The sequence below is a fragment of the Echinimonas agarilytica genome, from assembly GCF_023703465.1.
Lineage (GTDB): Bacteria > Pseudomonadota > Gammaproteobacteria > Enterobacterales > Neiellaceae > Echinimonas > Echinimonas agarilytica.
In genome coordinates this window covers 420,280-441,725 of sequence record NZ_JAMQGP010000002.1, presented here as the reverse complement: position 1 = coordinate 441,725, position 21,446 = coordinate 420,280, and the positions used below count along the sequence as shown (strand labels likewise).

Sequence of the window (21,446 nt, the reverse complement as noted above, 5' to 3'; positions counted from 1 at the left end):
TGATCGGCATTAGCCTTCAGGCTCCTTTTTCCACATGGGTTATCGCAACGTTATTGTTGTTCAACAACCAATTTAGGATACTCAATTTCAGCGCTTGCACGCAGGGTATTCACCAACTCTACATAGGCATGCTGAGTGGCTTGCTGTTGCAGGCGTTGCTCAAGAGCACTGTCGGCCACGTCAGCGGTGTCAGTTTTCACCTCATCAAGCGCAATTACGCTAACAAAACCGCGTCCTACTACTTTATCGTAAGTGCTTTGGCCTTCTGCAGGTTTCACCATTGCAAATGCGCGATCACGAACGGCAGGATTCAACGCCACACTATTACGGCTAAAGTCGGCCTCTGTTTGAACCTGAACAGGTGCATCCGCATCAACAATCAATTGCTCACCAGATTTCAGAGTAGCAATCATCTGGTCAGCTTTCACGTTCGCTTCAGCGGTACCTACTTCAGCAGCAACAGCCAGTGCAACATCAGAGCGAACCTCATCAAGTGGTTTGATGTGAGAGGGTTGATGCTCTTTCAAACGTACAACCATTAAGTGACCTTCACCAATCTCAATCGGATCGCTGTTTAGACCATCACGTAACACTTCGTCAGAGAATATGGCCGCCTGAACGCGATCATCCGCAAGCAATGTTGGCGCTGCATTTCGGCTAAATAAGTCACTAGACTGAACCACAAGGCCTGTTTGGCTAGCAAGTTCGTTCAACGAATCTGGAATTTCAAATGCCAAATTCGTCACTTCTTCTTGCAGCTGATAGTACTGCTCCAAACCATCGTTGCGGATCAGATCTTCTTTGATTTCTGTAGCGACTTCTGACAAAGGTTTCGCTACAGAAGGTCGCAGGCCGGTGAGTTTAATGATGTGCAAACCAAATGGAGTCACAACTTCGCCACTCACTGCGCCTTCTTTTTCAAGGGCAAATACTGCAGCGTCGAACTCATCGCCCATTACACCGCGAGCAAACCAGTCTAAATCACCGCCTTTTTGCGATGAAAAAGTATCCGCAGAGTATTCTTCAGCAAGTGCCGCAAAATCAGCTCCTGCTGCCAGCTCCGCTTCAATTTTCTTCGCCGTTGCTTGTCCATCTTCATCATTTGCTAACAAGATATGAGATGCGCGACGTTCCTCGCTGGTACGATACAACTCGATATTTGTGTTGTAGTACGCCTCTACATCCTCATCGGAAATGGAAGATTTTTCCGACAATTTAGCGGCATTCAATTCAATAAATTCAACCGATACCATTTCTGGTTGGTTAAAAGCAAATTGGTTCGCATCATAATAGGCTTGAACTTGCTCTTCGGTTGGAATCACGTCTTTAGACAAAGCTTCAACGTCTACCGTCCAATAACGAATGCTGCGTGATTGCGACAACAAACTTTGCTCTCGGGTCAGTTCACCTGGCAATACAAATTCACTATCGAGCACACCAGTCACCAATTGACGGCGTGACATATCGCTGCGCATGAATTCTCGGAAGCTTGCGGCCGTATAGCCTTGGGCATTAATGATCGCCATGTAGCGGTCATTTGAAAACTGACCATCAACTTGGAACGATGGTATTTCGCGAATCGCCTGACGAACTTGGTCGTCACCTACCGTAAGTTCAGAATCAATTACCAACTGATCTAACAGCACTTCGGTAATGAGACGGTCTAATACGGAAGCGCGAACTTGCTCCATGAATGCAGGATTTGCTGCAACACGATCAAAGTTATCACCAAATTGTTGCTTCAAACGATCACGTTCATTTCTAACCGCACCTTCTAAAGCTTGGTTTGAAATACGCTCGCCATTTACGATGGCTGCGTTTGACTCTGCAGGTTGGCCTAAATAACTACCAACACCTGCCAATGCGAACGACAGAATAACTGCGCCCAAAATCACTTTGGCTACTGTGCCTTGTGATCCTTCACGAATTCTTTCAAGCATGGTTTCTCTCTTGCGGATTTTTGCCTGAATCAAAAGCTTGATTGGAAAAATATATATGGTTTGGCCGACCATCGGCTCAAACTCGGTCCGCATATTAACACATGGGATGTTTCGACCATAGTAAGACCACGTGCGAAACAGACATAAAAAAAGGCCGAATAATTCGACCTTCGTTCATTGCAGTATTAAAACTGCAAATGCAATTTAGTTAACTGCATCTTTCAGAGCTTTACCAGGCTTGAATGCTGGTACTTTAGCAGCTGCGATTTCGATCGTTTCACCCGTCTGTGGGTTGCGACCTGAGCGAGCGGCACGCTCACGAACAGTAAAAGTACCGAAGCCAACTAGAGCTACTTGATCACCATCTTTCAATGACTCAGAAACTGAATCTACAAAAGCGTCCAGAGCACGACCAGCAGAAGCTTTAGAAATATCTGCACTGGCAGCGATTTTGTCGATAAGTTGAGATTTATTCACGTTTACATCCCCTTTGATTTTTATCTCGACCACCGTTAGTTTTATTCCCTAGTCGGTGGCCTGCGCAAGCTTTTATATCAAGCCTAATTTTAAGATTCAAGCTCAAAAAAACGAAAATCGTTCCTTTCTAGGCCGCATAACCACTGGCTTTGAGTCCTAATTGCTAGAATGGACTTAGGCTATCACATGAAAATCATCTTGGAAGGTCTTTATTCTAACTTTTTTCAATTAAATTTGAGAGCAAGGTCAAATTTGCATAAATAGTATGGCCAATAAACAAAAAACGCGGCTAAAAGCCGCATTTTTGAGCACTCTAATATATTGACGTGCTAAACATCTGGCGCATTCTGAAGCGCAAGTTTCAGTACGTCATCAATCCAACGAACATCATGAATTTCTAAGTCTGCTTTAACATTGTCCGGAATTTCTTCCAGATCACGTTTATTTTCATGAGGAATCAATACGCGTTTTATACCACCACGATGCGCAGCCAGCAGCTTTTCTTTCAAACCACCAATCGGTAAAACTTCTCCGCGAAGTGTGATTTCTCCCGTCATTGCCACATCAGCACGCACAGGATTACCGGTAAGCGTAGAAACAAGCGCAGTACACATTGCAATACCAGCACTTGGCCCATCTTTAGGAGTGGCCCCTTCTGGTACATGCACGTGTATGTCACGTTTCTCATGAAAATCATTTGCAATACCAAGCTTTTGGGCCCGCGAACGAACGACGGTCATGGCCGCTTGAATCGACTCTTGCATAACTTCGCCCAACGATCCGGTATAGGTTAGCTTGCCTTTGCCTGGCACGCTCGTGGTTTCAATGGTAAGCAAGTCGCCGCCCACTTCAGTCCACGCGAGGCCCGTCACTTGGCCAATGCTATTTTCATCATCAGCTTTGCCGAAATCGAAGCGTTGTACGCCCATAAATTCTTTCAAGTTATCGGCTGTGACTTGCACTTTCTTCAAACTTTTATCAAGCAGTATCGACTTCACAGCTTTGCGGCAAACGCGCGATATTTCACGTTCGAGATTACGCACCCCGGCTTCGCGTGTGTAGTAGCGAATAATACTAATGATGGCTGAATCTTCAATTTCAATTTCATGCTCTTTCAAGCCATTGCGCTTCACTTGCTTGCTCAACAAATGCTGGCGCGCAATATTGAGCTTTTCATCTTCGGTGTAGCCCGATAAACGAATGACTTCCATCCGATCGAGCAATGGTGCAGGAATGTTCATTGAGTTTGACGTAGCAACGAACATGACATCCGACAGGTCGTAGTCAACTTCCATGTAGTGGTCGTTAAACGCATTGTTTTGCTCAGGGTCGAGCACTTCAAGTAATGCTGACGATGGATCGCCGCGCATGTCAGAGCCCATTTTGTCAATTTCATCGAGCAAGAACAGTGGGTTTTTAACACCAACTTTGCACATTTTTTGAATCAACTTACCCGGCATCGAGCCGATGTAAGTCCGACGATGGCCTCGAATTTCAGCTTCATCACGCACCCCGCCCAGTGCCATTCGCACATACTGACGCCCTGTTGCTTTAGCGATGGATTGCCCTAATGAAGTTTTACCAACTCCCGGAGGTCCAACTAAACATAAAATTGGCCCTTTGAGTTTGTTCACTCGGCTTTGTACCGCTAGATACTCAAGAATGCGTTCTTTCACTTTATCGAGACCGTAGTGGTCTTGATTCAGTATTTTCTCAGCCAGCGCTAAATTCTTCTTAACTTTGCTGCGTTTTTTCCACGGAACATTCAACATCCAATCGATGTAACCTCGGACCACAGTCGCTTCTGCAGACATCGGAGACATCATTTTCAGTTTATTCAATTCAGCTTGTGTTTTATCGCGCGCTTCCTCTGGCATTTGCGCGTCTTCAATACGCTTCACTAAGGCTTCAAATTCGTCAGGCGTATCCTCAAGATCACCCAGTTCCTTTTGAATCGCCTTCATTTGTTCGTTGAGGTAATACTCGCGTTGGCTCTTTTCCATCTGCTTCTTCACACGAGAGCGAATACGCTTCTCCACTTGCAGCAGATCGATTTCAGATTCCATCATCGCCATTAAGAACTCAAGGCGCTCTTTGGCGTCACCGAGTTCTAAAACTTTCTGCTTATCATCAAGCTTTAACGGCATATGAGCCGCCATAGTATCGGCCATGCGTGAGGCTTCTTCGATCCCCTGCAACGACGTTAATACTTCAGGCGGAATCTTTTTGTTGAGCTTTACATAGCCCTCAAATTGATTGATGGTCGAGCGAATCAACACCTCAAGCTCACGCTCGTCTGGCTCTTGCTCGGCCACTTCAGTCACCGATGCACTGAAGAAAGGTTCATTTTGATGAAATGAATCAATGGCTGCACGTCGGCTGCCTTCAACGAGTACTTTGACCGTACCATCTGGCAGTTTGAGTAACTGCAATATAGAGGCAATGGTACCAACGCTATACACATCAGAGCTTTCAGGCTCCTCGGTAGTAGCATCTTTTTGTGCTACTAGAAAAATTTGTTTGTCATGTTCCATTGCAGCTTCAAGGCAACGAATGGATTTTTCTCGACCCACGAATAAAGGAATGACCATGTGTGGGTAAACCACAACATCACGTAGAGGTAAAACTGGGATTTCGAGTAAATCGGAGTGCTCTTGCACCATAGGGCATTCTCCAGAGAATTTGCTTAGCCGTTACAAAGCATATGGGGACAAACTAAGACTTTTAAACACTTAGTCATCTCAAAAGCAAAAAAAAGGGAGCATCAGCTCCCTCTTTGATTACTAATTAATCAGATCTGTTCGAGCTATTCCGAAGCAGCCTGTTTATCATTACTCTCATAAATCAAAATTGGATCAGATTCGCCTTTGATCACAGACTCATCAACCACCACTTTGGTGACGTTATCCATTGAGGGCAACTCATACATTGTATGAAGCAACACATGTTCAACAATCGAACGTAAGCCACGCGCACCGGTTTTACGATCCATTGCTTTATTGGCAATGGCTTGTAACGCATCATCGCGGAACTCAAGCTCTACATCTTCCAATGAGAATAATGCATTGTATTGCTTAGTGAGTGCGTTTTTAGGTTCTTTTAAGATCTGAACCAGCGCGTCGCCGTCCAATTCTGTCAGCGTTGCAACAACAGGCAAACGACCGATGAACTCAGGGATCAGGCCATACTTCACCAAATCTTCTGGTTCAACATCCTCAAAGGTTTTGGACAACGAACGATTTTCGTCTTTGCTTTTAACTTCAGCGCCAAAACCAATGCCGGTATTTTTGTCGGTGCGCATCTCGATAACTTTATCTAAGCCAGCAAATGCACCGCCACAAATGAACAGGATTTTAGAGGTGTCAACTTGCAAAAATTCTTGTTGAGGGTGCTTACGACCACCTTGAGGCGGAACAGAAGCAATGGTGCCTTCAATCAATTTTAGCAATGCTTGTTGTACGCCTTCACCGGAGACGTCACGCGTAATCGATGGATTGTCTGACTTGCGAGAAATCTTGTCGATCTCATCGATATACACAATACCACGCTGCGCTTTTTCTACGTCGTAATCGCATTTCTGCAATAACTTTTGGATGATGTTTTCAACATCTTCGCCCACGTAGCCCGCTTCGGTTAACGTTGTTGCATCAGCCATGGTAAATGGCACATCCAACAAACGTGCAAGTGTTTCTGCCAAGAGGGTCTTACCGCTACCGGTAGGGCCAATCAATAGAATGTTACTTTTACCGAGCTCAACACCATCCACAGTGTCGCCATTACGGAGACGCTTGTAGTGGTTATAAACCGCAACGGCCAATACTTTTTTGGCGTGCTCTTGGCCAATCACATAATCACCGAGGTGGTCACGGATTTCATGAGGTGTCGGCAATGAACTGGCGTCTTTGCGCGGAGCAAGCTCTTTCACTTCCTCGCGGATAATATCATTACACAGCTCTACGCATTCATCACAGATGAATACTGATGGGCCAGCAATGAGTTTTCGAACCTCATGCTGGCTTTTGCCGCAAAAAGAGCAGAATAACAGCTTGTTGTCGCCGTCACTTCCGCCTCTGCGAGAATCAGACATTTAAACCTCGGATACTTTTCTAACGTTCTTTTCTTTAACGTGCTTACAGCTATTTCAGTTGAGTGTACTTTAAATTCAACTAGAATGCAGGCTCGCTAAATCAAGAAACTTACAAACGTTTGGTCAACACTTCGTCTACTAGGCCATAATCCACAGCTTGCTGTGCATTCATAAAGTTGTCGCGATCTGTGTCATTGGCAACAATGTCGTAATCTTGGCCGGTGTGTTCTGATAACAAACGATTCAATTTTTCTTTAATGGAAAGAATCTCTTTCGCATGAATTTCAAAATCTGACGCTTGTCCTTGGAAGCCACCCAATGGCTGGTGAATCATGACACGCGCATTTGGTAAACAATAACGCTTACCTTTTTCTCCACCGGCTAACAAGAAAGCTCCCATGCTAGCCGCTTGGCCCATGCATACGGTACTCACGTTTGGTTTGATAAACTGCATGGTGTCGTAAATTGACATACCCGCAGTCACAGAACCACCCGGTGAATTAATATATAAATAAATATCTTTATCTGGATTTTCTGATTCGAGGAACAACATTTGCGCCACGATCAAGTTGGCCATGTGATCTTCTACTTGCCCCACCAAAAAAATAACACGCTCTTTAAGTAAGCGACTATAAATATCGTACGAGCGCTCGCCTTTGCTGGTTTGCTCTACAACCATAGGAACCAAAGCATTCATAGGGGATTCGATCATGTCAGACATTCAGTACATTCTCCTTGTCCAAAAAAAATGGCTCGTGCGGATTACACACGAGCCATTATAGGCGCTAAGCAGGCAGTTTCGTCAATCGGTTTGACTTACTGCGCAGGTTGCATCACGTCTTTGAAAGATTTTTCTACTTCAGTGACTTTCGCTTTGGCTAATAAAGCATCAATTGCTTGGTCTTCTAAAGCAACATTACGCATTTGCTCCATCAACTGCTCGTTACCTTTGTAGTATTCGATCACTTGATCTGCATCTTCGTAGGCAGAAGCCATGGTTGCGATTTGCGCTTCAACACGCTCATCTTCAACTTTTAATTCGTTTGCTTTGATGAATTCACCTAAAACTAAACCAATTTTCACGCGCTTCTCTGCTTGTTCCTTGAACAACTCAGCGGGCAATTCTGGAGCATTTTTAGCTTGGTCACCAAAACGTTGCATTGCCTGTTGGCGTAACGCATCAATTTCTTGCGTGATCAACGCACTAGGAAGGTCGATTTCGTTTTGAGATACTAAGCCTTCGATCACTTGTTCTTTCACTTGAGTTTTCAAGTTTTGATCAAGTTCACGCTGCATGTTTTTCTTCACTTCTTCGCGCAACTGAGCGATATCACCTGTTTCGACACCGAATTTTTTAACAAATTCTTCAGTGATTTCAGGGAGAATTTGGCCTTGAATTGAGTTCACAGTGATTGCGAATTCTGCTTCTTTGCCTTTCAAGTTTTCAGCGTGGTAGTTGTCTGGGAAGGTTACATTTGCAACAACTTCTTTACCCGCTTCTGCGCCGATGATTGCGTCTTCAAAGCCCGGAATCATTTGACCGCCACCGATTGTGATATCGAATGCGTCAGCTTTGCCGCCTTCGAACTCTTCACCGTCGATTTTACCAACAAAGTTGATGTTGGCTTTGTCGCCGTCTGCCGCTGCACGTGACACGTCTTCCCACTCAGCATTTTGCTTGCGAAGTGTTTCAATCATGTCATCTAAGTCTGCTTCACCAATCGTTACAACTGGTTTTTCAACTTCGATTTTATCAACGCCAGCAACTTCAAATTCTGGGTAAACTTCAACCGTTGCTTTAAATTGTAAATCTGTGCCTGTAGTTGACTCAGTCAACTCAAGGCGTGGTGAGCCCGCTGGATTAATTTTTTCTGCGATGATTGCTTCAACGTAGCTACGTTGTGCAACTTCACCCACAACATCCTGGCGAACGCTAGGACCGTACATTTTGGTGATCACGCTTACTGGCACTTTACCAGGACGGAAGCCAGGCACACGGCGGTTTTTATCGCTAGCCATGCGGCGTAATTGGCTTTGAACAGCGGAATCGACTTTTTCAGCCGGTACGGTGATCGTTAGACAACGTTCTAAACCTTGAGTCGTCTCAACAGAAACTTGCATTCGATAATACCTCAGTCATTCGGCCTTTTTTGGCCGCTTCGGAGACTCAACAACTCTAAATTCGTAGTCGTTCAAAGCCTCACGCTTATGCGTTATGGGTTGAGCAATATATGCTCGGTTAAAAATTGACGCAACATTATAGCGATCACAATTGAGTGAGTCGAGAGCTCAAAGCAGGAAATTCGCTTAATAAATGTGGTCTAGCGCAAATGAATGGCGACCCCAGCAGGATTCGAACCTGCGACCGTCTGCTTAGAAGGCAGATGCTCTATCCAGCTGAGCTATGGGGTCTTAAGCAATTGAACTTTTACAGTCCATTGAATAGGCGGCGATAATAGCGATGAGAAACGGTGCCGTCAAACGCTTTTTCTGTTTGTCTAAGAGACACTATTTCTGCGACAATGGCGCTATATTTTTGTTAAACCAATTGTTGCTCCCTATGTCCGCACAGATCATTGATGGCAAAACTGTTGCCGCCAATTTAAAACAAAGTGTCGCTGAGAAGGTTTCTAAGCGTATCGAAAACGGCCTTCGCGCTCCAGGCCTCGCAGTGATTCTAGTGGGAGCCGATCCGGCTTCTCAAGTCTATGTTGGCAATAAGCGCAAGTCGTGCGAACAAGTGGGGTTTAAATCTCGCTCCTATGATTTGTCTGAAGAAACAAGCGAAGCAGATTTACTCGAGTTGATTGAAACGCTCAATACAGATGACGAAGTAGATGGAATTTTGGTGCAGTTACCATTGCCAGAGCACATCAATTCCGAGCTAGTGTTAGAGAGTATTGCTCCATTTAAAGATGTGGATGGCTTTCATCCATACAACATTGGACGTTTGGCTCAGCGTATTCCAGCGCTAAGACCTTGCACTCCAAAAGGCATCATGACCTTAATTGAGTCCACTGGCCAAAAAACTCACGGCTTAAATGCGGTTGTCGTCGGAGCGTCAAACATTGTGGGTCGCCCAATGATGTTGGAGCTTCTGCTTGCTGGCTGCACCACTACCTGTTGTCATCGCTTCACGAAAGACTTACAAAAACATGTTAGCGAAGCTGATTTAGTCGTTGTGGCGGTAGGCAAACCTGCGTTCATTCCAGGTGAGTGGATTAAAAAAGGTGCAATCGTGATCGATGTGGGCATTAACCGCTTAGAAAACGGCAAGCTTGCAGGAGATGTTGATTTTGAAGTAGCTGCACAGCGTGCAGGCTTTATCACGCCGGTACCTGGTGGCGTTGGCCCAATGACCGTTGCCAGTTTGATCGAAAACACCTTAATCGCTGCGGAAACCTATCACGATAAAAAGTGATTGAACGTGATTTCCCGGCCATAAAAAAAGCGACCTCTCGGTCGCTTTTTTTATGGGATGCTTATTCAACACTCATAATGATTAAGACTTTCGGCGCCAAGTCGTGCCACCCGCGCCATCTTCAAGTTCAATATTGAGCGCCGCTAATGCATCACGAGCTTCATCTGCTGCTGTCCAATCTTTATCAATTCGAGCTTGCGCTCGTTTTTCGATAAGCGCTTCAATCTCAGCCACTTCACCTTCATTCCCTTCGCCTTGCAAGAACGCTTCCGGGTCTTGCTGCAAAATACCCAGCACTTCTCCCAGTTGACGTAAAATAGACGCAAGCTCGGCCGCGTCTGAACTGTGTTGCTCTTTAGCTCGATTAAGCTCACGCACCAGTTCAAACAGCACTGCCATTGCTTCAGGCACATTTAAGTCATCATCCATCGCAGCTCTAAAACGTGTCGCCCACGATGTGCCTTCAATCTCAACATCTACAATTTCTACACCTCGCAAAGATGTATATAAACGTTCTAAACTCTGACGAGCTTGATTCAGATTGTCTTCGCTATAATTCAACTGCGTGCGATATTGGGACCCGATTAAGAAGAAGCGAATCACTTCGCCAGGATACACTTTTAACACGTCTCGAATGGTAAAGAAGTTGCCCAATGACTTAGACATCTTTTCAGAATTAATTTGCACCATTCCGCCATGAATCCAAACTTTGGCGTAGTCTTTACCCGTGGCACAACATGATTGAGCAATTTCATTTTCATGGTGAGGAAAGGTCAAATCAGAGCCGCCACCGTGAATATCAAACTCTTCTCCTAAATGCTCCATCGTCATGGCCGAACATTCAATGTGCCAGCCCGGACGCCCTTGTCCCCATGGAGACTCCCAAAATGGTTCACCCGGTTTTGCCGACTTCCACAACACAAAATCCAACGGATCATCTTTGGACTCATCCACTTCAACGCGAGAGCCAGATTGCAACATTTCAAGGTCTTGCTGGCTTAGGGCTCCGTACCTATCGAATGTAGATACATCGAACAATACGTCGCCATTGTCCACCACGTAGGCGTGACCACGGTCAATTAGGCGTTGAATGAGCTTCAAGATAGCGTCCATAGACGTACTCACTTTGGGCTCAATATCAGGACGAGCAATGCCAAGTGCATCAAAATCTTCGTGCATGGCTGCCACAAAGCGATCGACGACTTGCTCATAGCCTTCACCATTTTCATTCGCTCGCTTGATAATCTTATCTTCCACGTCCGTAATATTTCGAACGTAGTTCACCTGATACCCGCTAAACTTCAAGTAACGCACTAGTATGTCGAATACAACATACGTGCGGCCGTGACCAATGTGACAGAAATCGTAAGTGGTAACGCCACAGACATACATACCAACATGTGGCGGATTAATCGGTGAAAAATCGGATTTTTGTCGCGTTAACGTATTGAAAAGCTGCAGCACTTGGGCTCCTCGGCCTTATTCTTGATAGATTAGCCGGCATTTTAACACTGGCTTTGGCTCAAGCAACAGCTTTACCGCCCCCCAACTTAATTATCAGCTTCGGGCTTTAACTATTTAGGTCGATTGGGGTAATATTCGCGTCCTTGTTTAGATTAAAGAGTATTTTTCTATGGTTGTCCTGCATACAACTTTCGGTGATATCAAACTTAAAATGTTTGAAGACAAAGCACCTATTACCGTCGCGAACTTCTTGTCTTATGTAAAAGACGGATTCTATGACAACACTATTTTCCACCGAGTGATCGATAACTTCATGGTCCAAGGCGGTGGATTCAGCGCAGGCATGGAAGAGAAAGAGTCAAATGAATCAATCCGTAACGAAGCAAACAACGGTTTGAGTAATAAGATTGGCACGGTGGCAATGGCACGCACGCAAGATCCTCACTCAGCATCTGCGCAGTTCTTCATTAACGTTGCAGACAACACTTTCTTGGATTTTAAAAATGAATCTGTCCAAGGCTGGGGTTACTGTGTATTTGCAGAAGTTGTTGAAGGCATGGACGTCATTGAGCGCATTAAAGAAGTACAAACCGGTAACTTCGGTTTTCATCAAGATGTCCCAACTGAAGAAGTATTAGTCACTTCTGCTGAAGTTGTAGAGGTATAAGGCCAATGTCCGGTATTATCTACTTTTTATCGGACATGCACGTCAGTGACCAGCGCCCGGATATTACCAGGGCGCTGGTCAACTTTCTCTCGGGACAAGCTCGTCAAGCCGACGCCGTATATTTACTCGGCGATGTATTTGATTACTGGGTTGGAGATGACTACCTTACAGATGCGGTTAAAATCGTTAAAAATGCACTCAAAGAACTCTCCGATTCAGGCGTTTCATTGTTCTTTATCGGGGGTAATCGAGATTTCTTAGTAGGCAAACGCTTTAGTCGCGAAACCGGCTGTACGCTGCTCGATGAACATTCTGTTGTCGATTTATATGGCACACCAACTCTCATCATGCACGGCGATACACTTTGCACCCTCGATGTGGACTATCAAGCATTTCGTAAAACCAGCCGTTCATGGTGGTGGCAACTGTTCATGTGCAATCTGCCGTTGTTTGTCCGCACAAAAATTGCTGAAAAACTAAAACGTCGAAGCAAATCATCCAAATCGATGAAAAGTGAAATGATCATGGATGTCACGGCGGAAGAAGTTAGTTTGCAAATGCGCCAACATAAGGTGTTGACCTTAATTCATGGCCACACTCACCGTCAGGCTATTCACCAATTTTCTTTAGACGAGTCCCCTGCTACACGCATTGTGTTAGGTGACTGGTTCTCATCAGGCAATGTGCTTGCATGCACTCCCGATGGCACAATGAACTTTATCGAACTCCCTCTTTAAACCTAAACTTTACGTGTCTTTGCCATTTCTTCAGCTCTTTCCATAGTCAATGACTACACTGTGGCACAGTTGTTGAATTGTATTCACAGTATCAAGACTGTGTGGCGGAGGTTGTTATTAATACAAGTAAAGCAGAACAGTGCTTCTTATTAGAAAATGCGTTGTCTGAAGCCTACTTAGAACATGCTCAACATTGGTTCAAGCCAATTACAGCAGAAATTAGCAAGCACCAAAAAGGTGCAAAAAGCCCATTGATCATTGGAGTTAATGGCTCACAAGGCTCAGGGAAATCGACGCTGGCTAGCTATTTATCGATGATCTTTGAATCTGAGTACAATCTTAAATGCGTGGTCATGTCGCTCGACGACTTCTACTTCACGCAAGACAAGCGCAATGAATTAGCGCAACAGGTACACCCACTTTTAGCAACACGCGGCGTGCCAGGCACCCACGACACCCAACTATTGCAACGGGTCATGTCTAATCTAAAATCATCATTGCACACCACCATCCCGCGTTTTAACAAGGCCATTGATAACCCGTTTCCCATCTCAGAATGGACTGACATCACCCCCCCTGTCGATATCATTATCGTTGAAGGCTGGTGCTGGGGAGTTCGCGCCCAAGGAGCGAATGACATCACATGCCCTGCCAACTCTCTCGAAGTACAACAAGATGCCAACGCGGTTTGGCGCAACTATGTCAATGATCAACTCAAAACCGCTTACGAACCGCTGTACGAACTCGTCGATATTTGGCTGATGCTAAAAGCCCCAGCTTTTTCAACGGTCATGCAATGGCGCTTTGAACAAGAACAAAAGCTCGCAGCTAGAGTTCAACAAACAGGAGGCGATTCATCCAAAGTAATGACGCAAGAACAAATATCCGAATTTATTAGCTATTTTCAACGACTTACGGAGCATGGTTTGCAACAGCTCCCAAATCATTGTCATTACGTCTGGGATCTCAGGAGCGATCGCCGCATTCAATCATTGCACCGACCAAAGGAATACTTAATATGATCAAGCACCCTCTTATTTTCACCGATTTAGATGGCACTCTGCTTGACCACTATAGCTATTCATTTGAAGCAGCGAAGACCACCCTGGCTTATTGTTCCGAGCAGAGAATCCCTGTCATTGCCAATACCAGTAAAACCTGTGCCGAGCTGATTCATATTCGCAAAGAAATTAATAACAGCTGTCCATTCATTGTGGAAAATGGAGCGGCTATTTATTTACCCAAAAAGTTATTTCCTACAGCTCCCGAGGGCTGCATTGATGACGGCGCTTTGTGGCAGTTTAGCTTTAGTAAAAACCGTCAGCACTGGGTAGATTTACTGCATCATTTAAAGCCTCGTTTTCAGTCCTTGTATACCTCGTTTTCGAACATCTCGATTGAGGACATTTCTCAATTAACAGGATTAAATTTAAAACAAGCCGAGCGCGCATCTCAGCGCCAATTCGGTGAACCCGTGCTATGGCACGGCAACCGTGAAGACAAAGCCTTATTTGTTGAAGCGATTGAGCAACTCGGCGGACACGTACTTCAAGGCGGACGCTTTCTTCATGTAGGCGGCAGCGCCAACAAAGGTACAGCCATGCAATGGCTGAAAAATATTTACACCCAACAATCACCAGAAATCGCATTTGAAACCATTGCATTAGGAGATAGCGATAATGATATCGACATGCTCGAAAGTGCCGATCATGCCGTCGTTATTGCATCGCCAATTCATGACCCTCTTGCGTTAAAGCGAACCAAAAACACTATTTTCACCCAGTCTTTTGGCCCTATCGGCTGGGCAGAGTCACTTTCTGAATTATTAAATATTCCGGAACAATCGTTACTGGAAAAGGAGAAGTAAAATGGCTGATTTTTATCAAAATGGCGTGATCACCACCCTGCATAATATTGCTGATCGCTCAGTTGAAGATATCGAAGCTGAATTATTCGAGTTCAATAAAACTCGCCCGATGGCGCTCATCTTGCCGTCGCTTTATTCTGAGTTGCAAGGCCCTGCACTCAGCGGAATTATCGATGAGTTGACACACGTCAATTACCTCACAGAGATCGTTATTGGGCTAGACCGCGCCAATCTAGACGAATACAAACACGCCACTGAATTTTTTGGAAAGCTACCACAACACCACCGAATTCTTTGGAACGACGGCCCACGACTTAAAGCGTTAGATGCTGAATTGGCAGAATTAGGCCTCGCACCAAAAGAGCTGGGTAAAGGCCGTAACGTTTGGTATTGCATGGGCTACATTCTAGCCTCCAAACGTTCTGAGTCCGTTGCATTGCATGATTGCGATATTGTCACTTACAAGCGAGATTTACTCGCGCGACTCATTTACCCCGTGGCCAACCCACAATTTAACTACGAATTTTGTAAAGGTTTTTATGCCCGTGTTGCCGATGGCAAACTCAATGGTCGTGTGTCACGTTTACTCGTCACGCCTCTCTTGTTAGCTCTGAAACGGATTGTGGGGCATAGCGAATACCTTGAGTACATGGACAGTTTTAAATATCCGTTAGCCGGAGAATTTTCATTTCGTCGTGATGTGTTAACCGATATTCGTATTCCAAGCGACTGGGGATTAGAAATTGGGGTGCTTTCAGAAATGCATCGCAACTATTCAAACAATCGCCTATGCCAAGTAGATATCGCTCAAATCTACGATCACAAGCATCAAGATCTGTCCATTGAAGATGCCAATGCAGGGCTCAGCAAAATGTCCATCGACATTACCAAAGCGCTTTTCAGAAAGCTGGCCACACAAGGCGAAACATTTTCCACTGAAGTGTTTCGTTCACTCAAAGCCACATACTATCGAATTGCATTAGATTTCATCGAAGCATATCGAAACGACGCGATCATTAATGGTCTGACCGTTGATATCCATAATGAAGAAAAAGCCGTTGAGATGTTTGCCCAAAATATTATGACAGCGGGCCAACACTTCCTTGAATATCCAATGGATACACCTTTCATACCAAGCTGGAACCGAGTCATTAGCGCCATGCCAGACGTGCTTGAGCGCCTACATACCGCGGTGGAAGAAGATCGCAAGGAATTTGCGGCACAGGAGGTCGTATGAACAATGCAAGTGAACACTTGCACCAACGAGTCATTCACCATCTCTCAACCATTTATGATGGAATTGTAGAGCCAGACGACATGGAATCTTTGGCCCAAGCGGCCATTGATACCATGCGGGTCAATGACGTTGAAACGTCCCCCGAAGCATTTATCAATCATTGGGATGAGCAAGATGTCATTCTAATTACCTATGGCGATAGCTTAATTAGTGATGCTAAAAAGCCACTGCAAGAACTTCATGGCTTTATGCAGGAGCACTGTAAGGGCTATATCAACGGCGTGCATGTGCTGCCGTTTTTTCCATACAGTTCCGACGATGGCTTTGCGGTTATTGACTATTCCAGTGTGAATGAATCACTAGGCGATTGGTGCGACATTGAAGCACTCTCTAGCGATTATCGAGTGATGGCTGATTTAGTGATCAACCATTGCTCTTCACGAAGTGCTTGGTTTCAGAACTTTATCAAATGCGATGGCCCTGGCCACGACTTCTTTTATACCGCCAGTCCAGACGATGATTTATCGCAGGTTGTGCGTCCTCGAACCTCTCCTTTATTACGCGAAACCGAAACCCTCAAAGGCACTCAACATGTGTGGTGTACATTTAGTCACGATCAAGTCGATCTCGACTTTCGTAACACCAAAGTATTGCTGACGTTTATTTCGATTATTCGCCAATATCTTGATAGTGGAGTCAATCTATTCCGTTTAGACGCAGTTGCATTCCTTTGGAAAGAAGTCGGTTCAACATCAATTAACCTGCCCAAAACTCATGAAGTCATTCGGCTTTTGCGCTGCCTAATTGAGCACGCTCAACCTGATGCCGTAGTCATTACAGAAACCAATATTCCAAACCAGCAAAATCTAAGCTATTTCGGGAATGCCAACGAAGCCCACTGCATTTATAACTTTTCATTACCACCGCTATTGCTGAATACCCTTGTCACAGGGAACTGCCGTTATCTCAAACAATGGTTGATGAGCATGCCCCCTGCCCGTAACGGCACAGCATACTTTAATTTCATTGCGTCACATGACGGCATCGGGCTGCGCCCAGCTGAAGGGTTACTCAATGATGAAGAAATTAATCAATTGGTCAATACCATGTCTTCATTTGGAGGATGCGTGTCTTGGCGTAACGCGGAAAATGGTCAGCGTAAACCTTACGAAATTAACATTGCGCTATATGACGCACTGCAAGGCACCGTTAATGGCCCCGACCGCTGGGGTGAAGACCGCTTTATGTGTGCTCATGCCATTATGTTTGCGCTAGAGGGTATTCCGGGTCTGTACATTCATAGTTTACTGGCAACAGGTAATGACTATGAGAAACTGGAAAACACACAACATAATCGCTCGATCAATCGCCATCGCTGGCAAATAGAAGACTTAACGTCGCAATTGGCACGCAGCCATACGCAACATGCCAAGGTATTGGCTCGAATGAAGCACTTGCTCGCTTTACGCATCAAGCAAAAAGCGTTTCACCCCAACGCAACGCAATTTACGTTGCAATTAGGTGGGCAATTATTTGGCATATGGCGACAAAGTCTCGATCGCGAACAGAGTGTTTTTTCTGTCAGTAATGTATCGGATCAAGAACAGGTATTGAATTTAGCTGACATTAACTTAATTGATCTTCAGTCTTGGGTGGACCTGATATCCAATTCAACCATCGACGTTAGCGCCGGCACTATGATTCTGGCCCCTTATCAAACAGTTTGGATCACCAACCGCTAACCTGACTTGAAATGTCAGCATTCAAGCCCTGTATTTATCAGGGCTTTTTTCTGCCTTAAACATCACAAAATATCCCCACAAACGTGCACGCACAACTTTAGATCAAACCAGATCGAGATCACATTTAATGCAAATCACCATATTAGTGCACGCAATAACGCCCTGCTTCGATCCGTAAGTTGCATTTTAGGTGCATGAATTGCACATCTGATATTTTAAAAAGCGCACCCCAAACGAACAAAAAAACACAAGTGATTGTTTTTATTGTAATTTTAAAACATGGCACAGACTTAGCTATAGGTTATTCAACAAAGTTCTTGAATGCCTTCAAGTGTGGCATGCCATGAACCTACATATTTTAAAGAGCAAAGGCGCTCTCTAATTCAGTATTCATTGCTGAGATAGAGAGCGCCTTTTTCATTTTAAGAATGACTTATTACTATCTGATGGAGATAACACGTGTCCTTTATTAAAAACACATGGAAAAGCTTATCTAAAGTATCAAAGCAAAAGGCAGTGCTTGCATCTGCAATTGCTTTAGCCGCCTCTACTTTTACTGTAACCAGCACAACAGCTGAGGAACTAGGGTACCCAGAAAAAGAAGAGCTTAAGTTTGGCTTTATTAAACTCACTGATATGGCGCCCATCGCTGTTGCCTATGAAAATGGTTACTTCGAAGATGAAGGCCTTTACGTCACTATTGAAGCTCAAGCCAACTGGAAAGTGCTACTCAACGGCGTAATTGATGGCAGCTTAGACGGTGCTCACATGTTAGCCGGCCAACCGATTGCCGCGACAATGGGTTTTGGTACAAAGGCACACATCATTACGCCGTTCTCAATGGACTTAAACGGTAACGGTATTACAGTTTCCAATGAAATTTGGAAGCAAATGAAGCCAAACATTCCAAAAATGGCTGATGGCCGTCCAGTTCATCCAATTAAAGCTGACGCGCTCAAACCTGTTGTTGACAAGTATATTGCCGACGGCAAGCCATTTAACATGGGAATGGTATTCCCTGTATCAACTCACAACTATGAACTTCGCTACTGGCTAGCTGCTGGCGGTATCCACCCTGGTTACTACGCACCTCACAAAGGTGACTCATCAGGTACTATTGATGCAGAAGCACTGTTATCTGTAACGCCTCCACCGCAAATGCCTGCAACTCTAGAAGCTGGCACAATCTACGGCTACTGCGTAGGTGAACCTTGGAACCAACAGGCTGTATTTAAAGGTATTGGTGTTCCGGTCATTACCGATTACGAAATCTGGAAAAACAACCCTGAAAAAGTATTCGGTATCACCGCTGAATTTGCTGAAAAATACCCAAATACCACAGTTCGTTTAACTCGCGCGCTTATTCGAGCTGCAATGTGGTTGGATGAAAACAACAACGCAAACCGCCCAGAAGCAGTGAAGATCTTGTCACAACCTAACTATGTAGGTGCTGACTACGATGTGATTGCGAACAGCATGACAGGTACCTTTGAGTACGAGAAAGGCGACAAACGTGAAGTACCAGATTTCAATGTATTCTTCCGTTACAACGCGACTTACCCGTTCTACTCAGATGCAATCTGGTACTTGAGCCAAATGCGTCGTTGGGGTCAAATTTCAGAAGACAAATCTGATGACTGGTACATCGACATGGCGAAAAGCGTTTACCGCCCAGACATCTACACAACTGCTGCGAAATCTTTGATTGCTGAAAAATTAGCAGACGCAAAAGACTTCCCGAACTTCGATACAGAAACAGGCTTCAAGCCACCTCAAAAAGAGTTCATTGATGGCGTAGTTTACGACGGTACTAAACCAAACGCTTACATTGATAGCTTCAAAATTGGCCTTAAAACTGGCGACAAACTGTAAAAACCTGATACCTCGGGCGTAAAGCCCGAGGAAATCTGGAGATTAAATAATGACAACTATTACTAATAAGGTGGCCAAAATGACAGCACTTCAATTGAATTCGGCTCAATTCAAGTTGGCATTGAACAAAGTCACCAATATGATCGCTCTTCCATTGGTCGGTATCGCAATATTCTTGATACTTTGGTCAATGGCTGCTGATCGCATTGATACTTCTTTAGGTAAATTCCCTGGACCGTCAAACGTAGCAACACAAATGTCGACCCTTTACGACGAGCATGTTGCAGAACGCGTAAAAGCTGAAGCCTTTTACGAACGCCAAGAAAAACGCAATGCAGCGCGCTTGGAAAAAGACCCAACTTACGAAGCGAAGGTTCGTAACTACACGGGTAAAGAAACTTTCTTCGACCAAATCATTACCAGCTTAATTACCGTGATGAGTGGCTTCCTATTAGCCGCAATCATTGCAATTCCTCTCGGTATTGCGATCGGCTTGAACAAAACATTGAATACGGCCATTAATCCAATCATCCAGATCTTTAAGCCGGTTTCTCCACTCGCATGGCTCCCGTTAGTCACCATGGTTGTTAGTGCGTTATATGTATCGCAAGACCCCATTGTTCCTAAATCATTCGTCAATTCAATGATCACTGTAAGCCTTTGTTGCTTATGGCCAATGGTGATTAATACTTCGGTAGGCGTTGCATCGATAGACAGCGATCTGGTCAATGTAAGCCGAGTATTACGCTTACCCGCTTTAAAGCATGTACAAAAAATTGTGATTCCTGCATCTATTCCAATGATTTTCACAGGTATGCGCTTATCGCTTAGTGTGGCTTGGATGGTACTCATTGCAGCCGAAATGTTGGCGCAAAACCCAGGGCTTGGAAAGTTCGTTTGGGATGAATTCCAAAACGGAAGTTCAGACTCTCTGTCACGTATCATGACCGCTGTTATTGTCATCGGTTTCATCGGCTTCTTACTCGACAGAGCCATGCTTCAACTACAACGTCTCGCATCTTGGGATAAAGCGTCAGCGCAATAAGGAGAACACCATGAGTATTACTCTCGATATCAGTCAAATGGACATGGTCTTTCCAACTCCAAAAGGCCCGTTTACAGCTCTTAAAGGCGTTGATTTACAAATAAAAAAAGGCGAGTTCGTCTCTCTTATCGGTCACTCTGGTTGCGGTAAATCAACTGTATTGAACGTCGTTGCTGGCTTATATCAGGCTACAACAGGCGGTGTCATTTTGAACGGGCGCGAAGTGTCAGAGCCGGGTCCAGAACGAGCCGTCGTGTTTCAAAATCACTCGCTATTGCCTTGGCTAACGGCTTATCAAAATGTAGAGCTGGCAGTAAAACAAGTATTTGGACGCAGCAAATCAAAAGCGGAAACCAAAGAGTGGATTGAGCACAACCTAAAACTCGTTCATATGGATCATGCCATGCACAAACGTCCAGATGAGATTTCTGGTGGTATGAAGCAACGTGTTGGTATTGCGCGAGCTTTAGCCATGCAGCCAGAAGTATTGTTGATGGATGAACCTTTTGGCGCGCTCGATGCCCTTACCCGCGCTCATATGCAAGATTCTCTGATGGAGATTCAAGCCGAACTCAACAATACCGTCATCATGATTACGCATGATGTAGACGAAGCCGTACTCCTGTCTGATCGTATCGTGATGATGACGAATGGTCCGGCGGCAACCATTGGCGAGATTTTGGATGTTAACTTGGAACGCCCACGTGACCGCCTATCTCTTGCTGAAGATAAAGAATACAATCACTTGCGCTCTGCCGTATTAAGATTCTTATACGAAAAGCAACGCAAGGTAGAGCCTATTGCACCTTCTAGCAATACTAAAAAAACGAATAAAAAAGCCTCCGAAGTGGCTTAAACAGTTCCGTTAGGATTTAAATCAATAAGGATAA

Annotated in this window: 17 protein-coding genes and 1 tRNA gene; 10 read left to right on the top strand and 8 right to left on the bottom strand. The window is 44.8% G+C overall.

All coding sequences use genetic code 11. The features are described 5' to 3' along the window. Positions 1-50 precede the first annotated feature (50 nt). From NAF29_RS06215 to NAF29_RS06185, 7 genes are all read right to left on the bottom strand, one after another. Positions 51-1,940 (bottom strand): SurA N-terminal domain-containing protein, encoded by a 1,890-nt coding sequence (locus tag NAF29_RS06215; RefSeq protein ID WP_251260624.1) that lies wholly within the window; start codon positions 1,938-1,940, stop codon positions 51-53. A gap of 204 nt (positions 1,941-2,144) precedes the next feature. Further along, positions 2,145-2,417, bottom strand: coding sequence for a nucleoid-associated protein HU-beta (gene hupB / locus NAF29_RS06210; RefSeq protein ID WP_251260623.1), 273 nt, complete (start codon positions 2,415-2,417; stop codon positions 2,145-2,147). Positions 2,418-2,746: 329 nt separating this feature from the next. Beyond that, positions 2,747-5,080 (bottom strand): endopeptidase La, encoded by a 2,334-nt coding sequence (gene lon / locus NAF29_RS06205; RefSeq protein WP_251260622.1) that lies wholly within the window; start codon positions 5,078-5,080, stop codon positions 2,747-2,749. 143 nt (positions 5,081-5,223) lie between these two features. Beyond that, positions 5,224-6,504 carry an ATP-dependent protease ATP-binding subunit ClpX gene (gene clpX, locus NAF29_RS06200; RefSeq protein WP_251260621.1) on the bottom strand — a complete coding sequence of 427 codons (1,281 nt, stop codon included), beginning with the start codon at positions 6,502-6,504 and terminating at the stop codon, positions 5,224-5,226. A 109-nt stretch (positions 6,505-6,613) separates the two neighbouring features. Then, positions 6,614-7,225 carry an ATP-dependent Clp endopeptidase proteolytic subunit ClpP gene (gene clpP, locus NAF29_RS06195; RefSeq protein WP_285817616.1) on the bottom strand — a complete coding sequence of 204 codons (612 nt, stop codon included), beginning with the start codon at positions 7,223-7,225 and terminating at the stop codon, positions 6,614-6,616. A gap of 95 nt (positions 7,226-7,320) precedes the next feature. Then, positions 7,321-8,625 carry a trigger factor gene (gene tig, locus NAF29_RS06190; protein WP_251260620.1) on the bottom strand — a complete coding sequence of 435 codons (1,305 nt, stop codon included), beginning with the start codon at positions 8,623-8,625 and terminating at the stop codon, positions 7,321-7,323. Positions 8,626-8,839: 214 nt separating this feature from the next. Further along, positions 8,840-8,916 (bottom strand) — tRNA-Arg (locus NAF29_RS06185). A 148-nt stretch (positions 8,917-9,064) separates the two neighbouring features. Between NAF29_RS06185 and folD the strand changes: the two genes are divergently transcribed. After that, on the top strand, positions 9,065-9,925 hold the full coding sequence (gene folD / locus NAF29_RS06180) for a bifunctional methylenetetrahydrofolate dehydrogenase/methenyltetrahydrofolate cyclohydrolase FolD (RefSeq protein ID WP_251260909.1): 861 nt from the start codon (positions 9,065-9,067) through the stop codon (positions 9,923-9,925). 81 nt (positions 9,926-10,006) lie between these two features. Here folD and cysS read toward each other — a convergent pair whose 3' ends face one another. Further along, complete coding sequence (gene cysS / locus NAF29_RS06175; protein WP_251260619.1) at positions 10,007-11,389, bottom strand: cysteine--tRNA ligase; 1,383 nt, start codon at positions 11,387-11,389, stop codon at positions 10,007-10,009. Between the two features lie 169 nt (positions 11,390-11,558). Between cysS and NAF29_RS06170 the strand changes: the two genes are divergently transcribed. The 9 genes from NAF29_RS06170 to NAF29_RS06130 all read left to right on the top strand — a co-directional run bounded on the left by NAF29_RS06170 (position 11,559) and on the right by NAF29_RS06130 (position 21,412). Further along, entirely contained in the window at positions 11,559-12,056 is a 498-nt protein-coding gene (locus NAF29_RS06170) for a peptidylprolyl isomerase (RefSeq protein ID WP_251260618.1), read from the top strand. A 5-nt stretch (positions 12,057-12,061) separates the two neighbouring features. After that, positions 12,062-12,793 carry a UDP-2,3-diacylglucosamine diphosphatase gene (gene lpxH, locus NAF29_RS06165; protein ID WP_251260617.1) on the top strand — a complete coding sequence of 244 codons (732 nt, stop codon included), beginning with the start codon at positions 12,062-12,064 and terminating at the stop codon, positions 12,791-12,793. 101 nt (positions 12,794-12,894) lie between these two features. Further along, the gene (locus NAF29_RS06160) at positions 12,895-13,815 is read left to right on the top strand and encodes a hypothetical protein (protein WP_251260616.1); all 921 of its coding nucleotides are present in this window, start codon (positions 12,895-12,897) and stop codon (positions 13,813-13,815) included. Further along, complete coding sequence (locus NAF29_RS06155) at positions 13,812-14,660, top strand: HAD-IIB family hydrolase (protein ID WP_251260615.1); 849 nt, start codon at positions 13,812-13,814, stop codon at positions 14,658-14,660. The genes NAF29_RS06160 and NAF29_RS06155 overlap by 4 nt, the downstream gene beginning before the upstream one ends. A gap of 1 nt (position 14,661) precedes the next feature. Continuing rightward, positions 14,662-15,897, top strand: coding sequence for a glycosyltransferase family protein (locus NAF29_RS06150; protein ID WP_251260614.1), 1,236 nt, complete (start codon positions 14,662-14,664; stop codon positions 15,895-15,897). After that, positions 15,894-17,639 carry a sugar phosphorylase gene (locus NAF29_RS06145; protein ID WP_251260613.1) on the top strand — a complete coding sequence of 582 codons (1,746 nt, stop codon included), beginning with the start codon at positions 15,894-15,896 and terminating at the stop codon, positions 17,637-17,639. Before NAF29_RS06150 ends, NAF29_RS06145 begins: the two co-directional genes overlap by 4 nt. Positions 17,640-18,170: 531 nt before the next feature. Next, complete coding sequence (locus NAF29_RS06140) at positions 18,171-19,511, top strand: CmpA/NrtA family ABC transporter substrate-binding protein (RefSeq protein ID WP_251260907.1); 1,341 nt, start codon at positions 18,171-18,173, stop codon at positions 19,509-19,511. Positions 19,512-19,650: 139 nt separating this feature from the next. After that, positions 19,651-20,556, top strand: a complete 906-nt coding sequence (locus NAF29_RS06135; protein ID WP_285817652.1) for an ABC transporter permease — start codon at positions 19,651-19,653, stop codon at positions 20,554-20,556. Positions 20,557-20,566: 10 nt separating this feature from the next. After that, positions 20,567-21,412, top strand: coding sequence for an ABC transporter ATP-binding protein (locus NAF29_RS06130; protein WP_251260612.1), 846 nt, complete (start codon positions 20,567-20,569; stop codon positions 21,410-21,412). Positions 21,413-21,446: the final 34 nt, after the last annotated feature.